A 19,356-nucleotide genomic window follows, 5' to 3' on the forward strand; every position below is an offset into this window, starting at 1 on the left:
GTCGCCGAGACGTGTCGTGCAAGTCCCACACAGGCCGCACGGTGTGCAAATCTTGCCCGACTTGTCTGGTCTAACACTACAGCGCGGGTTCGCGGCCGGTGAATAAGATGGGCCATCGGAGGGCATCCGATGACGGACCAGGAAATCGCAAGGTTAGGGCCGGCGTTCGCCCACTATCTGGGTCGGTATCGCGGCTGCTTCTTACAGAAGCGGACGGCCGACCACTTCGACAACTACGGTCGTGGTTTGCTCTCGGAGCTGCCGCGCAAGAGCGTCGAGCCGATCGCCCTGGCCTGTGGAACGGCGGTCCGCACCCTCCAGGAGTTCCTCACGACCGCCGACTGGCAACACGAGTCGGCGCGTGAGCAACTCCAACGGCGATGCGCCGAGGTGCTCGACGGGTTGCCCGGCGATGACCTGGGCACGGTCGGGGTGATCGACGAGACCAGTGCCGTGAAGAAGGGGGACCGGACGCCGGGCGTGCAACGACAGTACCTGGGGTGCGTCGGGAAGATCGACAACGGCATCGTGACCGTGCACGTGGGCGTCGCCAAGGGCACGTTCCAGGCCCTGTTGGACGCGGACCTGTACCTGCCCGAGTCGTGGAACGCGGATCGCCCGCGGTGCCAGGCGGCGGGCATCCCCGACGAGGTCCGCTATCGCCCCAAGTGGCGGATCGCCTACGAGCAGTTGGTGCGCCTGGATGCCCACGGGGTGCGGTTCGACTGGCTCGTGTTCGATGAAGGGTACGGGTCGAAGGTGCCGTTCTTGCGCGCCCTCGACGCCGTGGGCCAGCCGTTCGTGGGCGAAGTGCCCGTGAGCTTCTCGGTGACAACGGCCGCGCGCGACGAGCCGCGGCGCGCGGATTCGGTGCTGCGTGCCGACGACGCCCGGCGGGGCCGACGATTCCGGGTGTCGCGCAAGACCGTTGGCGACACCCGGTGGCGTGCGACGAGCCGGTTGATCGAGGTGCGTGGGTGCCGCTGGATGCTGGTGGTGGCGCAGAACGAATCGACGGCCGAGGTCAAGTACTTCGTCACCAACGCGACCGACGAACCGCTGGCGCGTGTGCTGCGGGTGGCGTTCCGGCGCGCGACGATCGAGCACCAGTTCCGGGTGGCCAAGAGCGAAGCGGGGATGACGCACTACGAGGGCCGGCAGTACGTCGGGTTGGTGCGGCATCTGATCTTGGGCCTGGTGGTGCTCGGGTTCGTGTCGATCCACACGGACCGGCTGCGGGGGGAAAAAACCGCAGGTGACGATGGAGCAGGTGTGCCGGGCGCTGAACGCCCGATGTGCGGTGACGTTCCGTCGGAGGCGCGGGACGCCGGAACTACTGCACGTCGGAGAGGTCATCCGCTACCACCAACGGCGGAACGAGCAGGCCACGAGAGCGCACAAAAAATGGCGACATAGATGCATCATCTAAACCCGCGCTGTAGTGCTAACCACTTGGTCGAAACAGATGGGGTGGAACGAGCGCTGTCCGCAGCTCGAATCGCGGATAACGCAGGGGCCGGCTACAGAAAGCCACCGAAATGAGTCAAACCAGATCGAACGAATCACCCGGCGCGTAACCGCTCGCCCAGTCGCTTCAAACCTTCCTCAACCGACACCCGCGGTTCGTACCCCAAATCGCGGCGCGCGGCGGAGATGTCGTACCAGTGGGACGTGGACATCTGGCTCGCAATGAACCGCGTCATCGGCGGTTCACCGGGCAAGCGGAGGCCCCAATACAGCCATTCCAATACGCGGCCCGCGAGTTTGGCCTTCCAAGCGGAGATGCGCTTCGTGACGGGCGGCGCCCCGGCCTCGGTCAGCACGCGGTCAATGAACGGCCACAGTTCCACCGGCTCGTTGTTCGAGATGAAGTACGCATTGCCCGCGAGCGGCGAACCGATGTCGAGCCGGTCGGCCGCGTCGAGTTGCGACTGCGCCGCGTTGTCGATGTACGTGACGTCCACCTTGACCGGGCGTGCGCCGATCCGCTTGAGCTTGCCGGCGCGTGCCGACGCGATGATTCGCGGGATCAGGTGCGGGTCGCCGGGGCCGAAGATCAGGTGCGGCCGAAGCGACACGGTCGCCAGGTCGGGGCCGTTCGCGGCGAGAACCGCCTTCTCCGCCTTCGCTTTCGTCTCGGAATAGTACGTGTAGAAGTGCTTGGAGTACGGTAGCGCCTCGTTCGCGCCCTCGTTGTCTTTTCCCTCGTGAACGACGCTCGGCGTGGACGTGTACACCAGCCGGCGGACGCCGAGCTTCTTGCACGCGGCGATCACGTTCAGCGTGCCGGTCACGTTCGTGTCGAAGTAATCGGAGTAGCGCCCCCACACCCCGGCCTTCGCCGCGACGTGAAACACCACATCGCAGCCTTCCACCGCGCGCTCGACGGCTTCCGGGTTCGACAGATCGCCGAGCGACTGTTCGACGCCGAGTTCATCGAGCCACGGGTACGCGGAGCGGGTGAACGAACGAACGGAGTCTCCCCGCTGACGGAGCAGGCGCACGACCGCCCCGCCGAGAAAGCCGCCGCCGCCGGTCACCACTGCTTTCACGCTTGCGCCTCCGGGGTCCACTTCGGGCCGAGTTGCTTATCGGCCCACACCGCTAACTTCTCGCGAAAGATCTTCGAGTTGTGCCGCACGTCTACCGGAAACGTACCAGGGTGCAGTAAATAGGTGGTGACTCGTTCGGTATGAACCGTCGCCCCGGCGCGCTGACGCAACTTGGTCTTGATCGCTTCCGGAGTGGGCAATTGTTCTCTGAGCGCCGGATAGTGATCTGTGAGCGCCCGATAGTTTGGTAGCTCGACGCACAATACCGGATACGTCACCCCACTCCGCGTAACCCCCACCAGTGCGGTACGTGCCACCAGATTGCAGCGGTTGAACACGGGTTCCACCATATCTGTGAACAGCGTGCCGTGAGGCGTTACGACGCGGTGCGACTTCCGGCCGCAGAACCAGAGGCGCCCGTGCGCGTCAAGATACCCGACGTCGCCCATGCGGTGCAGTACGTCCCCGGTCTTTGGGTCGCGAATCTTCGCGAGTTTGGTCGCGTCGGGCCGGTTGTAGTATTGCCGCGTTACAATCGGCCCGCGGACCACGAACTCGCCGACCTCGCCCGGCGCCGCGAGTAGCGAATCGCTCCATTCCGCAATCGGCTCGTCGGAAATACGGATGACATACACATCGACACCAACGACCGGGCGCCCGACGCACACTCCCCTGCCCTGCTCGGTGAGGGACCGCGTCTCGCCGAGGATCTCACGGCTGCCGATGTTCGCAACGGGAAGCGCTTCGGTCGCGCCATACGGCGTGAACACTTCCACGCCGCTGCCGAGGAGTCGGACGAATCGCTCAAGGGAGGTCGCCGAAGCCGGAGCACCAGCGGAGATGACGCGGCGGAGCGAAGAGAGGCGGGCAGAACCTCCCCCCCCTGAAGGGAAGGGGGCGGGAACCACCCGCTCGTTCACACTCGCGGTTCGCCCAGAGGCACCCAACACCTGCTCCCCCTTCCCTTCAGGGAGGGGGGATGGGGGGGTAGGTTGTGTCTCCAACCCCTCCCCAACCCCTCCCCTAAACGGAGAGGGGCTTAAAACCGGCGCTTGCAGTGGAGCGTCTGTCGTCTTCGGTTCTGTTCCCCCTTCCTTCCTAGGGAAGGGGGTTGGGGGGTTAGGTTCTGCCATCTCCCCCAACCGCCGGATCACCGCGGGGGAGCCGAACAGGTTCGTCACGCCGAATTGCTTGATTTGCGCCGCGGCCTTGTGCGGGTTGATCTGTGCGGGCCGGCTCGCATTCATGTCGGGGATCACGCACGTCATCCCGAGCGCGGGGCCGAACAGCGCGAACAACGGGAACGTGCAGAGATCGATTTCGCCCGGTTCGATGCCGTAGGTCGCCTTCAGCAACTCCACTTGCGCCGCGAAGATCCCGTGTGTGTACACCACGCCCTTCGCGACGCCCGTGCTCCCGCTCGTGAAGAGGATCGCGGCCGGTTCGGTCGCTTCCGATTCGGGGATGCTGTGCGCGCCGCGTGCGTGGCCCAACGTGCGCAAGCGCTCGAGTGACGTGTGGCAGTAGAACCGCCACTGGCCGACGTTCACGGTCGTGCGGAGAGTCTTTCTCGCCCACCCCAGCACGCGCCGCGCGACGTGGGCCTTCGCGATCCCGATGAACGCTTCGGGTTCCGCTTCCGCGAGGCACTTGCCTAGGTTCTTCACGCCCATGCCGGGGTCGATTAGTATCGGCACCGCGCCGACCTTGAACAGCGCGAACGTGAGCGCGAAGAAGTCCGGTGTGGGTGGAACCATGAGGGCCGTGCGCGTGCCGCGTGCGATACCAATGGAAGCCAGCCCGTGCGCGATCGCATCGGAATTGGCGTTGAGTTCGAGGAACGTGATCGCGCGGTGCTCGGTCGGGCCGTCCGCGTTCACTCGACCGAGCGGCGCGTGAATCGCCACCTGTGTCGGGTGCTGCGCGGCCATGCGTTCGAGGTGCGACGCGACGTTGAGAGGTGAAAGCATATCTTCGATTTTGCTGATGACGGCGTCACGCCCCCGGCACGTCGGGAAGTTGCTCTGCTCGGCGCTTCAGCGAACCAGCCGGCTTGAACTTCACGGTCACCTTAGCGGGAACGTCGATCCAGTCCCCCGTTCGCGGGTTCCGCCCTCTGCGTGCCTTGCGCATTTGTAACTCGAACGTGCCGAAACCATCAATTTCCACGCGCCCGTGTTTGAACAACACCTCGGCAACTGCATCGAAGACGCGCGCGACATTTTCGGGATCAACAGTCCCGGTCAGTTGAGGTGTAGTCACGGTGCTTCCTAAATCGGGTACCGTTGCAGGAACTCCCACACGCGCATGATGGCGAGTTCGCCCGCGTCGTCCAGGAGGTAGTGCCCGCAGTCGGGCCACGTGTGGACCTCTGCGTGCGGGAAGTGCCGCTTCCACTCTTCGAGGAAATGGTGGTCGAACACGAAGTCCTTCATCCCCCACAGCAGCAGTGTCGGGGTGTCGCGGAACTTGTCGAGCGCGGCCGCGGTCCCCGCAACGATGTCGTACCCTTCGTCGCCCGGCGCCAGCGGGATCGTCTGCACGAACTTCAGGACCGCGACGCGATGTGCCGCAGTGTCGTAGGGCGCGAGGTAGCCCGCTCGCACGTCGGCCGGAAGCGGGCGCCGGGTCGCGCACCACTTCGCAGCGTATTTGCAGAACGCATTACGCCGGGTGATGAGCCACGCACCCAACTTGGTGTTGCGGCCCCACCAGAGTGACCGCGGGAGCTTCTTGCCCGGCGGGAGCGGGAACGCACCCGTGTTCGATGCCACGATCCGCTTGATGCGGTCCGGGTGCCGGGCGGCGAACCCCATCCCGATCATCCCGCCCCAATCGTGTAGCACCAGCGTCAGGTTCTTGGTCAGCCCGCGCTCTTCGAGGAGCCATTCGAGGTCGTCGATGCGGCTCTTCAGCGAGTAGTCGTACCGACTGAGAGGCGGCTTATCGGAGAGCCCGCAGCCGATGTGATCGGGCACGATGCAGCGGTACGATTCTCGGAGCGACAGCACGAGGTTGCGGTAATAGAAGCTCCACGTCGGGTTGCCGTGCAGCATCACCACCGTGTCGCCGGCGCCCTCGTCCAAATAGCTCATCCGCAGCCCGTGGCGCGTCGCGACGCGCGGGAGGAACGGGTACAGCGGCATCGCCGGGTTCGGGAACGGCGGCGCGTCTTCATCGGCCGACGGGTGCGTGGTACGAAGTGGCGGGGGGGCGTCGGAACCGGGAGCCGCGGTGTTACTCATAGAGATCGGGGTCGTCCGCTCGCGTCCGTTGACGAACCGCGCGGGGACCGGCGCGGCTCACATGAAATACGGGTCACCATTCCAAGCCGAGCATCAGACAGTTCAGTCCGCTGCCGATGCCGAGGAAGCCCACCCGGTCCCCGGGGCGGAGGAACTCGCGCTCCTCCGCGATTGCCGCGGTGATGGGCAGCGATACCGTGCCGATGTTGCCGAGGTACTCAAACGTGCTGAAGTCCTTTTCCGGCGGGATGCCGATCCCCTTCAGAACCGCTTCGCGGTGCCCGGCGCCCACCTGGTGGCAGATCACCTTATCGAGGTAGTCCGAGCGCCAGCCGAACTTGGCGAGGAACTTCTGCCACGTGCGGTTGCCGAGTTCGACGCCGTACTTCAGTACCTCGCCCGCGTGCGTTTCCATGAACGGGATCATGACGTGCCGCAGACCAAGGTCGAGTCCTCGCTGCATTATCGCGTTGGCGTTGTCGACGCCCTTCTGCACCAGTCCCGCCGCGTTGTGACCGAGCACGCGCTCCACGGTGCCGACCGCGGCCGGCAGGACCGATTGCAACCCCCACCGGCAGAGCGAGTGGTGCTGTGGAGCGTTCTGCGTCACGCCGCCGAGCAATTTTCGCCGCTTCTCGCGCGACATTTCCGCGCTCACGACGAGCACCGCGACCGCGCCCGACCCGCCGGTGAGCGTGGCGATGCTCTCGCGGAACAGTTCGACCGATTTCGTGCGCACCATCCGGTCGATCACGTTTTCGTTGATCTCGCGCGCGGTCTCGGCCGAAACCACCAGCCCCGCTTCCGCCTGTCCGAGTTCGATCTTGTTCGCGATCTCGACGATACCGTTGAGCACCCCGAGGCAGGCGTTGCTCAGGTCAAAAATAGCCGCGTTCGGGTTGATCTTCAGTTCGTGAGCTACGGCGCACGCAGTGGCCGGCTCGAAGTTCTCGCGGCACACACCCGCGTAGATCAGCACGTCGATCTCGGAGGCCGACATATCGGCCGCGGCGAGCGCCTTCTTCGCGGCGGCGGCGGCCCCGCGCGAGAGCGGGTAGCCCGGTTCCCACCACCGGCGCTCGTTGATGCCGGTGAGCAGTTCCAACTGCCCGGGCGACATTTTGAGTGCTTGGTACACCGGCGCGAGTCGCGACTCCAGCTCCGCGGTGGAAACTACCACCGGAGGGAGCTCGTACCCGATCGCTTCGAGGTGAACGCGGTTGTATTTCATGCGAGGGTCGGCACCGGGTGTTTTCTGGTGGCACGGGCGGTCCTGCCCGTGCTCCGCGACGCATGCGAGTACCGACTGCTACTCTAGAGTAAAGTCGGTCATCTGGTAGATGACGCGCCCGTCCACGGTGAGAAATCCGTTCGCGGTCAGGCGCCGATGATCGTCGTCCGCCGCGACGATTTCAAGCACAACTGTCACCTCGCCGTCGGTCGGTAGCACCTGCCCGCGGTACACCCAGGTGTGCGGCGCGTTCCGCGCCACCGTGTGCCACGCCTTTTCGGGGTTCCCCCAGCGCTTCCAAGCCGCGAACTTCAGCAACTGGAGGAACGATTCCACCCCCAGCGACCCAGGCCACACCGGGTCTTGGTAGAAGTGCGCCTTAAAGAACCAGAACTCCGGGTCCACCTTGATCGCGCCGACCACGAGCCCCAGTCTCTTGGCCCCGCCGTCCGGGATGTACGCGGTGACGCGGTCCACCATGCGGAGCATCGGCCCGGGAAACGGCGAACTGTGCGGCAACACCTCGCTCTGTGCTCGCATCAGTTCTCGTTCGCTGGGCCACGGCACCTTCGCGTCGCGGATGCCGACCTGGTTCGCGAGCGCCGGCTTCGAGAAGAACCCGAAGTACGTCGTGCCCTTGTAAACGTCCCCCTGATCGTCCCGCACGAGCATGTCGTAGTGCTGGATAATCATGCCCGCGGAGTTCGAGACGTTCGTCATCTTGACGGTCGTCGTCAGCGTCCCGGTAATCGGCGTAACCGCCCGGAACTGCGTCCCCTTCCCGCCCAGATTGCGGAAGCTCAGGTCGTCCTTACTCGTGAGCGCCGACCCACAGTACGCCGCGAGCCACCCGCACGGCTGAAGGGCTATCTCCAACAGGACGCTGAACGGCATGTTCTCGCAACGATTCGCGTCGAAGTACCACTCGTAAGGCGGGACCGCGTACTTCGCCTCGCAGCTCGCCCCGGCCTTGAGTACGAATGGCTCGCCGGTCACGGCCGTGATGCAGTCCAGGAACTGGTACGGCGGCCCCGGGAGCCGGGCGATGATGCGCTCGGAATCGAACACCTTGTACGGCGCGCCGAACGCCTCCGACGGCTTGCCGTTGGAGTACGCCGTGATGGAGGCGGAATCGTACAGAGGGAAAGACGACCCCTCCCCAACCCCTCCCCTAAGCGGAGAGGGGCTTAATACCGCCTTCGGTTCTGCTCCCCCTTCCTTCCTAGGGAAGGGGGTCGGGGGGTTAGGTTCCCCCGCCCAGATCGCGCCCAACCGCTCGCGCGTCAGCCCGGTCATCCGCAGCGTCATGTTGGTGATTTCGACGATGGGCTTGCCGTCGGCGTACATCAGCGAGTCGGCGATGCAGAACGGTTCGGGCCGGCACCCGAGTTCCTTCACCGTCACTTCGTAAGTCACCGTCTTCGTGGACGCGATGACCTGCCCGCGGCACTTCAGCCGACTGTTCACGCCCGGCACCGGTTCGTAAACGACTTCGTCCGCTTCGCCGACCCACCCCATGCGCATCAGCAGCACGCGGAGCGTGTGCAGGCAGCACTCGTACATGAGCGTGCCCGGCATCACCTGGTCGTCCACGAAGTGGCATGTCAGGAACCAGTCGTCCGGGTGAATGTCGAACTCGGCTCGCACGAACCCGATCCCGAAGCGCCCTCCGACCGGGTCGATGAGCGGCACGCGGTCCACGAGCCGGAGCATTCCGCCGGGGATCGTTGCGGACCGGCGCAAGTGTGCCCGCGAAAAGTCCGCCCCGAACGCTGTCACGAGGTCACCCGCACGAAGCGCTTCGACCTGCGCCGCATTGAGCGAGCACGAAGCTTGCGGTACGAGGTCGGTCCAGTCGCTCGGCTTCTTGCCCGGAAGTCGCTGTTTGTCGAGCGTCGTCTGAACGATCCCCTTCCCCGCGGCCAGTGCCTCCGCGGTGAAGAAGCCAGCGACACCGTTCCGCATCGTGATGAGCGGTTCGCCGTTCACGGTGCCGTCGAACCAGAAGTGGAACAGCCACGCGCCCGCTTGCTGCACGAACTTGTCGATGTGGATGTCGTACACGATCGTTTCGCCGACCTTCGGCAGCCCGCGGTGGAACGACACGACCGCGTCGAGCAGGCGGTACACCGCGAGCCCGCGCGTCTCGAAGTCGATGCCGAGGTACCCCGAGAGGAACAGGTCGGCCTGACCCGATTCGACGCAGATCGCGGTCGGAATGCGATCCGTTTGCAAGTACCAGCGATCGGGATGAACGGTGTGCTCTGTGACGACGCGCCCGGTCGTCATCGACTTCGGCTTACCCTCAATAAGCGTAATGCGGTCCACGAGTTGGAGCGGGCCGTCCGGCAACCGCACGCGCGTCGGGAACGAATCGACCTCCGCGAACACCGGCCCGAGCGCATCCGCCACGCGCCCCGCGGCGAACGCACAGCACTGCTCGTAAGTGAGCGCGCGCGGGACGGAATCCACGCCCTCACCAATCTCTTCTCCCCCTTCCTTCTTAGGGAAGGGGGCCGGGGGGTTAGGTTCTGCAAACAACCCCTCCCCAACCCCTCCCCTAAACGGAGAGGGGCTTAAAACCACCGATGACTCTTCCTCCCCCTTCCCTTCAGGGAGGGGGGACGGGGGGGTAGGTCGTGACTGCACCCCCTCCCCAAGAGAAGAGGAGCTTAATACCGACTGGCCGCCGCGCATCCACGTTTCGAGGAGCGCGGTCTGGAACCGCACCACGTTCGCGGCGGACTCCATCAATCTCCCGTTGACCCGCAGGAACGCTTCCTGGGCCTGCATGTTCAGCACTTGTACGTTCGCAGCCGATTCGATGACCGGGCCGATCGCCGTTGCAAACGAGGTCGCGTGAGGCACGGGGGCGCGATGGGCTGTGGCGTGAGGATTCAGTTGAGGAGCCTCAACGAATGTGGGTTTCGGTTTCGCGGGTTCTGCAACGATGGCGGGCGGGCGCGGGGCGTCTGACTTGGGGGTAGCGGGATGAGCAACCGGTTCGGGTACGACCGGCGTCCGCACGACCGGGCGCATCCCGACCGGGATCACCACTTCGTTTCGCCGGCCCGGTTTTGGTGTGCGGTGCCCGACGCACCGCGTTTCCGTGCCGTAGAGCGCTGCGAGGTCGACCGGCAGCCGTTCGGCCACGAGGTGCGCGACCAGACGCAGCACTTGCGAAACGGCGTCCTGCTTCGCAGCGTGCGCAGCGCGCGCGAAGTGCGGTCGATCGCCGAGAATCGCGCCGATCATGCGCGTACACGAGTTTCCGGGACCGATTTCGATGAACGCCCGGGCGCCGTCACTGTACGCGGCCTCGATCACACGCGGCACATCAATCACACCGACCAGCCCGGCCGTGATCGAATCAGCACACGCCCGTTCGCTTGGCTTGTAGCTGCTCCCGCGCGCGCCGCTGTAGATCGTTACATCCTGCGGCGTGACGGGTAGCACGTGCAGCTCGTGGTACGGCCCCTCGACCGGTCGGCCGGCTTCGCAGTGAGCGAGCGTCACCCCTTCGAGCAGCAGCACCGATTTGCCGAGGTTCGCGGCGAGTCGTTCCACGTCGGGGCGCAGCCCCCCGATTACACACTCGTTCGGCGTATTCACGATCAGCAGGTACGCACGCGACTCGGGCCGTAGCGCCGCATTGACGTCGGCAGCGCTGGCAGCGATCACCCCGCTCACCCAGTCCACCGGTTCATTCGCGGGCGCGTTCAAGTACCGTTGAGCCGAAGCGTAAGGTGGCGCGAGGTCGGAGGCGAACAGCGTCGAACGCTGCATCCGACGATACATCTCGTCACGTTCGAGCCACACGCGAACGCCGAACAGCCCGGCCGACTCGCCCAGGCTCAACCCGATCATCGCATCGGGCCGGATTCCCAGCGACACCGCGATGTCACTGACCAGCGTACCGACCGTCACCTGTCCGAACATGAGGTCGCGCGGGAGCGCGTCCGCAATGCGGTCCGCCCAGAAGAGGTGCGGCGCGTACTGGTCGCGGAGCTGTTCGCTCTCGGCGTGCTGCCGGCGCAGCACTTCGGGCCAGTGCGCCCCGAGCGCGCGGCCCATGCCGTCGAACTGGTTGCCCGACCCGGGGAACACGAACGCGACCTTCGCCCCCGAACCGAGCGGGGTCGGGCTGTAGAACACGCGGTCCCGGAGCGCGGCCCGCGCGGTCACGGGTAGAGGGGCGTTCGGGTCCGCATGGAGTGAACCTGCGGCAAATCCCAGTTGCTCCTCTAATTCTTCAACCGAGCGCGAAACAAATGTGACCGCCCGGGTACGAGCACCGTCTGGCGCCGAAGTGCGGAACCATTCGCGTGCGACGGCTTCGATGTTCTGCTCGCGCCGCGCGCCCACGAACGCAGCGCACGTCTCGATCCCCGCGAGCAAATCGGCCGGCGTGCTACCGTCTACCACGAACACGGCCTCGCCTCGCGCACCAAGAGGCTGGGCACGATCCGGCGCGGGAGGCTGCAGTTTCGCCGCGTGTTCTTCGAGAATGAACGCGAAGTGCGAGCCGTCCGCGCCACTGGCTCGAACTTGCGCGCGACGCGGACCGGCGATCCGGTTGTGGAGCCAGTAACAGGGAGAACCTAACCCCCTACCCCCCTTCGCTTCCGTTCGCGCCGGTCCTGTCAGCAGAGCTTCTCGCGGACCGGCAACGAAGGAAGGGGGAACAGAGCCCTCGGCGGTTTTAAGCCCCTCTCCGCTTAGGGGAGGGGTTGGGGAGGGGTTGCTTCCAGAACCTAACCCCCTAACCCCCTTCCCTAAAAAGGAAGGGGGAACAGATAGAGGCAGGGTTGGGGAGGGGTTGGGCAGCACTTCCTGGTACAGCGCGAGGCACGCGCTCAGCACGTTTACCGCACCGGACGTGGCCCGGTATCCCCCACCAGCGTAGGCGCGTCATCGAGCGCGAGCGCCGAGTCGCGCGGGACTCCGGCATCGGCTGCGGCGCGAGCCAGCGCGGTGTCCGCGTCGGCCGCGACGCCTGTTCCTCGAATCACCGCGTAAACACGATCGCCGTCGCGTTCAGCATCGGCCAGGCGCTTCAAAACGAGTGCCACCGCACCCTCACCGGGCACGCGGGTTTCACCCGGGAGCACCAAGCGCGGATCGCCCGCGAGATCAACTCCGCCCACCAGCGCGCGACCGAGTTCGCGCGCCTGCAACGCGCGCACACCGAGTTCGATCGCCCGCGCCGCGGAGCCTTCTTCGCTACAGACAGTGTGGCTCGGTCCACCGAAGTGAAATGCCCGCGCAATCCGGCTCGCCGCGATGCTGCCCAGCGCGCCCATCGTGCGGTTCGCGGTGAGAGGCGGAGAGGCGTCGTCGGGGTTCGCGCCGGTTGCAATCGCGCTCCACCGGAGGTGGAAATTCGTCGTGTTCGGATCAAGCCCGAGCCCGATGAACACACCGGTCGTGGGATCGCCATCTCCGCGTGGTTTGGGGCGCCCGTTCGCCTGATCGTCGAGCGCCGCGGCGGCCACTTGCAGTGCCAGCAATTGCTGCGGGAGCGTTTCTTCGAGTTCCTTCGGCGGGATGCGGAACTTGTCGATCGGCAGTTTCAGTTCGTCGATGTAGAACCCCGGCGGGCACGGTTCGGACGCCAGCGCCCAGCCGTTCGTTTTCGCATGCGCCTCGCCCGGTTCGCCGTTGAGCAGGTATTCTTGGAGCGCGCGCGCGTCGCCCCACGAACCGACGTGTGCTCCCATCCCCACCACGGCGATCGCTTCTGCCTGCGCGTTCTCTGACGGTACGCTCCCATTCCGCCCGTCGACGGCGACGAATTTTGGCGGAGACGTGCGCCCGGAATTCGCGGACTCGCTCCCGGTCCACTCTTCGACGAGCAGGTGCGCGTTGACCCCGCCGAAACCGAACCCGCTCACTGCAGCGCGCCGCGGAAGTCCCGACTTCTGGCCCCACTGCTCCGACTTGCTCAGCACCTTGAACGGACCGTTCGCGTAGCGCAGGCCCGCAGCCGGCTCCGCGAAGTTCGCTTGCGGCGGGAGCTGTTCGGCCCGCATTGCGAGCAGCACCTTCGTGAGCGCCGCAGCGCCTGCGCCGGTGAGCAGGTGCCCCACCGTGGACTTCACCGAGCCGATCACGGTTTGCCCGGGCGCCCACCCGCTCTCGCCCCACAACTCGCGCAAGCTGTCGAACTCGATCGCGTCGCCGACCGGCGTACCGGTCGCGTGGCACTCGATCAACTGCACGTCCTGTGGGTGCCAACCGGCCCGCGCGTAAGCCGCACGCATCGCGCGGAGTTGCCCCTCCTTCGCGGGCGCGAGCAGGTTCCCGTGCATGTCGTTCGACAACCCGACGCCCGCGATCACGCCGTGAATCGTGTCGCCGTGGGTGAGCGCGTCCGAGAGGCGTTTCAACACGAAAACGCCGGCGCCCTCCCCCACCACGAGTCCGTCTGCGCGCGTATCAAAGGGAGAACACCGCCCGCTCACGGCGAGCGCCCGGAGCTGCGCAAAGCCCATCTGCGTGTACTGGCAGTCCGGGCGCGAGCACCCGCCCGCCAGCATCGCGTCCGCGCGCCCCGCGAGTAGCTCGTCGGCCGCGAGCTTGATCGCGTACAGCGATGAGGCGCACGCCGCGTCGAGCGTGAAGCTCCCACCACCGAGCCGCAAGCCCTTCGCGAGCATCCCCGCCGGCAGCCCCGCAACGAAGCGGTTCAGCGGGTGCGTCGGGGTACCCGTCGGCAGCCCCACCTTCGCGCCGAGCACCTCGCGACACAGGTCGTTCACGCGGTCCGTGGGCAGGCAGATGTTGCCCAGCACGACACCGACGCGCGACCGATCGACGCGCGCCGTCTCCGCGCCGCGCCACGCCCGGTTACCGGCGTCGAGCACGAGGTGAAACAGCGGGTCGAGGGCGCGGACCAGCCCCGCATCGAGATCGAGGTCGGTGAGGTCCGGGTCGAAGGGATCGAGGTAGTACCCGCGTGTGGAGTAGACCGTGTCTGGGTTCGCGACACGCGGGTCCGCGCACCGGTCCGGCGGGAGCGCCCACCGGTGCGCGGGTACCTCGCGCGAGCAGTCCGCGGCCGCGGACACGTTCGCCCAGAATCGGTCCAGGTCGCAGCCCGCACCGGGGAAGCGGCCGGCGAAGGACACAATCGCGATGCGTTCGGTCATCGGGGAAAGTCTCAAATCATCAAGTCGTAAGGCCGTAAGGTCAAAAATCGAGGAGCCGATAGCACCTCTTACGACCTTTGACCTTACGACCCGTGACTACTTCAGAGCGAGTTGGTTCTTGCGGAACGAGGCGTTGAGCGACGGCTCCATGACGCACTCGTAATCCTGCATCTGGGCAATTACCTGGCCGTCCGGAGCGAGGAAATCAATATCCGCTCGCGCGAACCGCGCGTCGTCGCGCGTGACGCGAACGACGATCGTGACCGGGTCCGCGGGGTAGGTCTTGCGGAACTGCCGGTACCGCCCGACGAAGCTCGGGAGCGAGGCGCAGTCGTGCGCCCCCTGGGTCCAGAGGATCATCATCTGGAACGCGACGTCGAGCACCAGCGGGTCGGCGACCCACCCCGAGCGGAGCGGGAACTCGAACCAGTCGGCCGGCACGGGAGCCGGGTACGAGGTGCCCACGAACGCCTTCTCCGAGCGCCCTGTGATCTCGGCGATCCCCTGAAGATCCTGCCCGTGGAACAGGAACTCGCGGTACGCGCGGGCCTTGTCGTAGGGCACTGGCGCAACAGCCGGCGGCCGGTCCGCGGGCGGCGGCTTGGGCAGCGCGGGCGCGAGCACGATCTCGGCCCGCGAGTAGATCACGTCGCGGCCGTCCTTCTTCTTCCCGCGCAGTTCTACGGGCACGATGAGCAGCTTGTCCTGCTTCGTCGCCTTGCCCGCGAGGGCGCGCACCGGCACCGGCGAACCGGCTTCCACCTTCACCCCGCTCGTCACCCGCAAATCGTTGAACCCGTGGAACTGGAAGCCCGGGTTGCCGTGCAGTGCGGCGTGCGCGAGCCACTCCAAGTGGAGCGAAACGGGCAACACTGCGAGGCCGTCGAGCACGTGTGACTTGAGGATCGGGTGCGTCGTCACGTCCACCGCGCGCTCGAACGCGACCGTCATGTCGGCCGACGGGAGCGGGTTGGGCGGGGACATCACGGGCGCGGCGGGGGGAACCGGCAGAGGGGTGGGCGTCGTGGAGCGACCCGTGCCCTTGACCAGCGCCACTACCTCTACCGCACGTCCCGCGGCGTTCAGTTCCTGAATCAAGAAGGTCGCGCCTTCGAGCAGCGGGATCGTGCCCACGCCCTCGGACTCGAACAGTTTCCGCAATCCCGGCGTGACCATCCCGCCGTCCCACGGTCCCCAGTTGATCGCCACCACGCGGGTTCCGGGGCGCCGGCGGGATTCCACCTGAGCGGTCTTGTTCAGCACCTCGTTGGCACAGGCGTAAGCCAGTTGCCCCACGCGCCCGAGCCGGGCCGTCGTGGAACTGAACAGCACGAGTACCTTCAGTTCGTCGCGCCCCAAAAGATCGAGCAGTGTGCGCAGCCCGTCTACCTTCGTGGCGTAGACGTGGTCGAACCCCTCACCTGTGAGGTCTTCGATGCGCTTATCGGCCAATACCCCGGCGCCGTGAACGAGACCCGATACCGGCCCGAACTTGACGCGCACCTGGTGCAGCATGTCGGCCACGGCGCGGCCGTCCGTGATGTCCACCGGGAAATACGCGACCTTCGCGCCGACCTGCTGGACGCGCTGGATCGTGCTGCGCACCTCGCGCTGGGCGATCACCTTCTTGTACAGTTCGCCGACCGTGCGCGGGGTGCCCTCGGTCCCCAGTGCGTCCGCGATCGCCTTCTTCATCTCCGGTTCCGCGGTCAGCCCCGCGAGGTACTCCGGTTCCGGAGTCGGCGTCGGCGTGCGACCGGTCAGAATCAGCGTCGGGCAGTACGTTTCGGCCAGCGCGACAGCCACTTCCGCGGTCACCCCGCGTGCGCCCCCGGTCACCAGGATCACGTCGCGCGAGCTGATGTTGATGAGCTGATTGCTCGGCCGGCGCGCAGCGCGGGCCAGTTCGATCGTGCAGCGGTGCGTGGAGGCGATACCGACTTCCGGCGGACCGGCGGATAGCACTTCGTCAACGACCGCGGCGGCCGCGGCAACCGCATCGGTGAAGGCCGGCGCGAGGTCGAGTGCCCGGCAGCTCACTTCGGGCCACTCGTGGCGCGCGGTCTTAGCGATCCCGGCCAGCCCGCCGGCTGTGGGATCGGCGTCCGGCGGAAGCTCCGTCAGTCCAAATGCCCCGTCCAGGCGCGCGACGGTGGCAAACACGGCCCCACCCGCGCGCCCCGCCTGGCGCAACTTGCCCGCGGCGGCTTTGAGCCAGTCGAACGCCCGGCGGTTGAAGCCGGAGTCCGGTCCGGGCGAAACGGGCGCGAGCAGCACCAGTCCCACCAATCCCTTGGGCAGCATCTTCGTCGCGGGCGCGTCGATCCAGTCGAAGACTTGCGGGCGAAAACCGGCCGCGTGCAAGTGTTCAGCCACCGAGTGCGTGAGCGGATCGGACTCACCCACGACCCAGAAGTCGCTCCCCGCGGGGAGCGGGAGCCGCGTTCGCGGGGTGCTCACGTCCAGGTCGACGGCCTTCGGCACGCTGCGTTCGATGCGGTCGGTGTTGACGGCGGCGGCTTGCCCCGTTCCCGGGCGCGGAACGGAGCCGGAAGTCCCGCTCGGCCGCGTGTCAGTCAGTTCGGGCGTCTTGGCGGGAGTTTGCGCGGACACGGGTGCCGACACCGTGTCCGCTTCCGCTTTTCCCACTGTCAGAGTGCTGCTCACGTCGAGGAGCGAGATCTTGGCCGTGGCCGGCGCTTGCGGTCCGGCGAGGAAGTCGGCGACGTCCTTGAGCGTGTGCAGCGCCCCTAGGTGCTCGGGCTTCACCGCCGGGGCCTCGGGTAACCGCTCCTGCAACGCCGACAGGATCTCCACACGCTTGATCGAGTCCACACCCAGGTCCGCGTCCAACGACATCGACAGGTCCAAGCTGTCCGCCGGGTAACCCGTCTTCTCCGATACCACCGACAACAGCACCGAGGCAATATCCGCGGATGCCCCCGCACTGCCGTTCAGCAACAAGAGCTGGTCGCGTGTGACGGGCAGAGTGCGAATCAGGTCATCGTCGTCCGTTTCGGTTTCCGCGGTCACAGGCGCGGGGGCGGAGGTCTGCGGTCCGGCGAGGAAGTCGGCGACGTCCTTGAGCGTGTGCAGCGCCCCCAGGTGCTCGGGCTTCACCGCCGGGGCCTCGGGCAAACGCTCCTGCAACGCCGACAGGATCTCCACGCGCTTGATCGAGTCCACACCCAGGTCCGCGTCCAACGACATCGACAGGTCCAAACTGTCCGCCGGGTAACCCGTCTTCTCCGATACTACCGACAACAACACCGAAGCGACCTTGTCGCGGAGTTGGGTGTTGGCAGCTCGGGCGGGCGGCGCGGCAACGACCTTCGGTTGCGGCGCGGGGGCCGGTGGTGGAGGGGGCGGAGCCGCGGGTTTGGACGCACGCGGCGGGAGCGGCGCGAACGCTTCCTTCGGGAGCGCGGACGCGGGAAGGATGGTCGTTGCGGGCGGCGCGGACCGCACCACAGGAGCCGGCGCGGGCGGAAGCGGGATCGCGGTCGGCGCCAGGGCGATCGGCGCTCCCACACCGAGTCCCGCAATCAACAGCGTCTGCTGCTGATCGACGAGCGTTTGCAGCGTGCGCTGGGCCGTGTCCTGCGACTCCAGGAACTGCTTGTGGAGCGAGGCCGTCTGCTCCTGCATGCGCTGGAGCGCGGCTAGGCTCTGCTGCGTCATGAGGAGCGCTTGAGCCAGCGCGTTCGGATCGGTCGGGCCGGAAGCGGCGTCGGACATTACAGAACCCTTCGGCCGTGTCGGAATCGCGAGTGCGGGGCCGTTGGCGTGCGCCTTGCCGTTCCCGTTCGCGGAGGACAAATGTTGGAGGGGGCGAGGCGGGCGCTTCTCGCGCGGGGTCACCGAGTTCGCCCCGCACACGCTCACGGTGAGGCCCGGCTTCCCGGTCGGCGGCGCGGGCGGCCGGCAGCGGCTCTCGCGCTCCCACGCCGCGAGCGCGACCGCGTGCCCGCCGGCCGCGAGTCGCGCCAGTACGTTGCCCAGGTCGAGCGCCCCCGGGCGCTTACCGCCGGACGCATCCAGCGCGAAGGCGGTTGCCCCCGCGACCGGCGCATCGGCCAGGATCGCTTCGACCAAGCGCGTGAGCACCGATCCGGGGCCGATCTCGACGAAGGTCCGAACGCCGGCCGCGGTCATCGCGCGGATCTGCTCCACGAACGCGACCGGGCGCGCGAGCTGGTTCGCGAGCAGATCCTTCGCCGCACGCTCGTCGGCAGGGTACACGTCGGCGGTGGTGTTCGCGTAAACCGGAACCGCACCGGCCGCGAGCGAAACGTTATCGAGAGCGGCACGGAACGGCCCCGCGGCGTCCGCGACGAGCGCCGAGTGGAACGCCGCCGCCACCGGCAGTCGAGTCGCTTTCAGCCCGGCCTCGGACAACAGTTTCGCGGCGCGTTCGATGTGAGCCGTCGAACCCGAAAGCACGTTCTGCTTCGGCGCGTTGCGGTTGGCGACGACCACGTCGAGCTTTTCGCGCGCGAGAACCGCTTCGACATCCGCGAGCGGCGTGAGGACGGCCAGCATCGAGCCGGGGTCGCCCGTGCGGTGCCCCGCCATGAGTTGCCCGCGCAGCCCGGAGAGCGTGAACAGGTCGCGTGCCCCGAGGCGCCCGGCCGCGGCCAGAGCCACGAGTTCGCCGTAGCTGTGGCCCGCGAAGGCGTCGGCACGAACCCCGAAGCGGTCCGCGAGGGCGCGCCACGCGCCGAAGCTCACGGCCCCGATCGCGGGCTGTGCGTTCCGCGTGTCGCGGAGGTCGCGGTCGTTGTCCTTCTTCCGCTCGGCGCTGAAGGTGGTCGGCGGGTAGACGTAATCGCTCAACCGGCGCGAGTTGGTCGCTTCGTGCGACAGCGCGGTGATGACATCGTTCGCGGACGCGAGCGTATCGAGCGCTTCCGGCAGCAGACACACGAGATCGCGGAGCATCCCAACGGACTGCGAGCCCTGCCCCGGGAACAGCACCGCGAGCTTACCCGGTGCCGCGCCGCGCCCGAAGTGCGCACCGTCCGGAGTGTGCCAACTCGTAGCATCAGGTTCGGCAGTGAGACGCGCCTTGGCGCCCGCGAGTAACTTCGGCAAATCGGTGAGCGTGCGGTGGACCGCGAAGCACAATCGGCACGCGCTCGCCGGGTCGAACGCCGCACGCGAGGCTTCGGCCGCAC

At 66.9% G+C, this 19,356-nt stretch carries 9 protein-coding genes; 1 reads left to right on the forward strand and 8 read right to left on the reverse strand.

The annotated features are described in order from the left end of the window. The first annotated feature begins 129 nt into the window (after window positions 1-129). Window positions 130-1,416, forward strand: a complete 1,287-nt coding sequence (locus VT84_RS30390; RefSeq protein WP_082838323.1) for an IS701 family transposase — start codon at window positions 130-132, stop codon at window positions 1,414-1,416. 146 nt (window positions 1,417-1,562) lie between these two features. Here the strand turns inward: VT84_RS30390 and VT84_RS30395 are convergent, their stop codons facing one another. The 8 genes from VT84_RS30395 to VT84_RS30430 form a co-directional block, all read right to left on the reverse strand. Continuing rightward, on the reverse strand, window positions 1,563-2,552 hold the full coding sequence (locus VT84_RS30395; RefSeq protein WP_082842158.1) for an NAD-dependent epimerase/dehydratase family protein: 990 nt from the start codon (window positions 2,550-2,552) through the stop codon (window positions 1,563-1,565). Further along, window positions 2,549-4,522: an AMP-binding protein gene (locus VT84_RS30400; RefSeq protein ID WP_157470008.1), complete on the reverse strand. Its 1,974-nt coding sequence runs from the start codon at window positions 4,520-4,522 to the stop codon at window positions 2,549-2,551. The genes VT84_RS30395 and VT84_RS30400 overlap by 4 nt, the downstream gene beginning before the upstream one ends. Before the next feature lie 25 nt (window positions 4,523-4,547). Next, the gene (locus VT84_RS30405) at window positions 4,548-4,814 is read right to left on the reverse strand and encodes an HU family DNA-binding protein (protein WP_204249667.1); all 267 of its coding nucleotides are present in this window, start codon (window positions 4,812-4,814) and stop codon (window positions 4,548-4,550) included. A gap of 8 nt (window positions 4,815-4,822) precedes the next feature. Continuing rightward, entirely contained in the window at window positions 4,823-5,797 is a 975-nt protein-coding gene (locus VT84_RS30410) for an alpha/beta fold hydrolase (protein ID WP_082842160.1), read from the reverse strand. Between the two features lie 73 nt (window positions 5,798-5,870). Further along, window positions 5,871-7,028 (reverse strand): 3-oxoacyl-ACP synthase III, encoded by a 1,158-nt coding sequence (locus tag VT84_RS30415; RefSeq protein ID WP_052556806.1) that lies wholly within the window; start codon window positions 7,026-7,028, stop codon window positions 5,871-5,873. A 78-nt stretch (window positions 7,029-7,106) separates the two neighbouring features. Then, the gene (locus VT84_RS30420) at window positions 7,107-11,459 is read right to left on the reverse strand and encodes a hypothetical protein (protein ID WP_082842161.1); all 4,353 of its coding nucleotides are present in this window, start codon (window positions 11,457-11,459) and stop codon (window positions 7,107-7,109) included. Between the two features lie 434 nt (window positions 11,460-11,893). Beyond that, on the reverse strand, window positions 11,894-14,179 hold the full coding sequence (locus VT84_RS30425) for a beta-ketoacyl synthase N-terminal-like domain-containing protein (RefSeq protein ID WP_082842162.1): 2,286 nt from the start codon (window positions 14,177-14,179) through the stop codon (window positions 11,894-11,896). A 96-nt stretch (window positions 14,180-14,275) separates the two neighbouring features. Next, complete coding sequence (locus VT84_RS30430) at window positions 14,276-19,306, reverse strand: SDR family NAD(P)-dependent oxidoreductase (RefSeq protein WP_082842163.1); 5,031 nt, start codon at window positions 19,304-19,306, stop codon at window positions 14,276-14,278. Window positions 19,307-19,356 lie beyond the last annotated feature (50 nt).

Origin of the sequence: Gemmata sp. SH-PL17 (genome assembly GCF_001610855.1) — a bacterium.
GTDB classification, from domain to species: domain Bacteria; phylum Planctomycetota; class Planctomycetia; order Gemmatales; family Gemmataceae; genus Gemmata; species Gemmata massiliana.

Excerpts from the sequence above, each read along its gene's own strand:
- VT84_RS30400 (WP_157470008.1), bottom strand. The coding sequence starts at position 4,522 with ATGCTTTCACCTCTCAACGTCGCGTCGCACCTCGAACGCATGGCCGCG.
- VT84_RS30390 (WP_082838323.1), top strand. The coding sequence starts at position 130 with ATGACGGACCAGGAAATCGCAAGGTTAGGGCCGGCGTTCGCCCACTAT.
- VT84_RS30410 (WP_082842160.1), bottom strand. The coding sequence starts at position 5,797 with ATGAGTAACACCGCGGCTCCCGGTTCCGACGCCCCCCCGCCACTTCGT.
- VT84_RS30425 (WP_082842162.1), bottom strand. The coding sequence starts at position 14,179 with ATGACCGAACGCATCGCGATTGTGTCCTTCGCCGGCCGCTTCCCCGGT.
- VT84_RS30415 (WP_052556806.1), bottom strand. The coding sequence starts at position 7,028 with ATGAAATACAACCGCGTTCACCTCGAAGCGATCGGGTACGAGCTCCCT.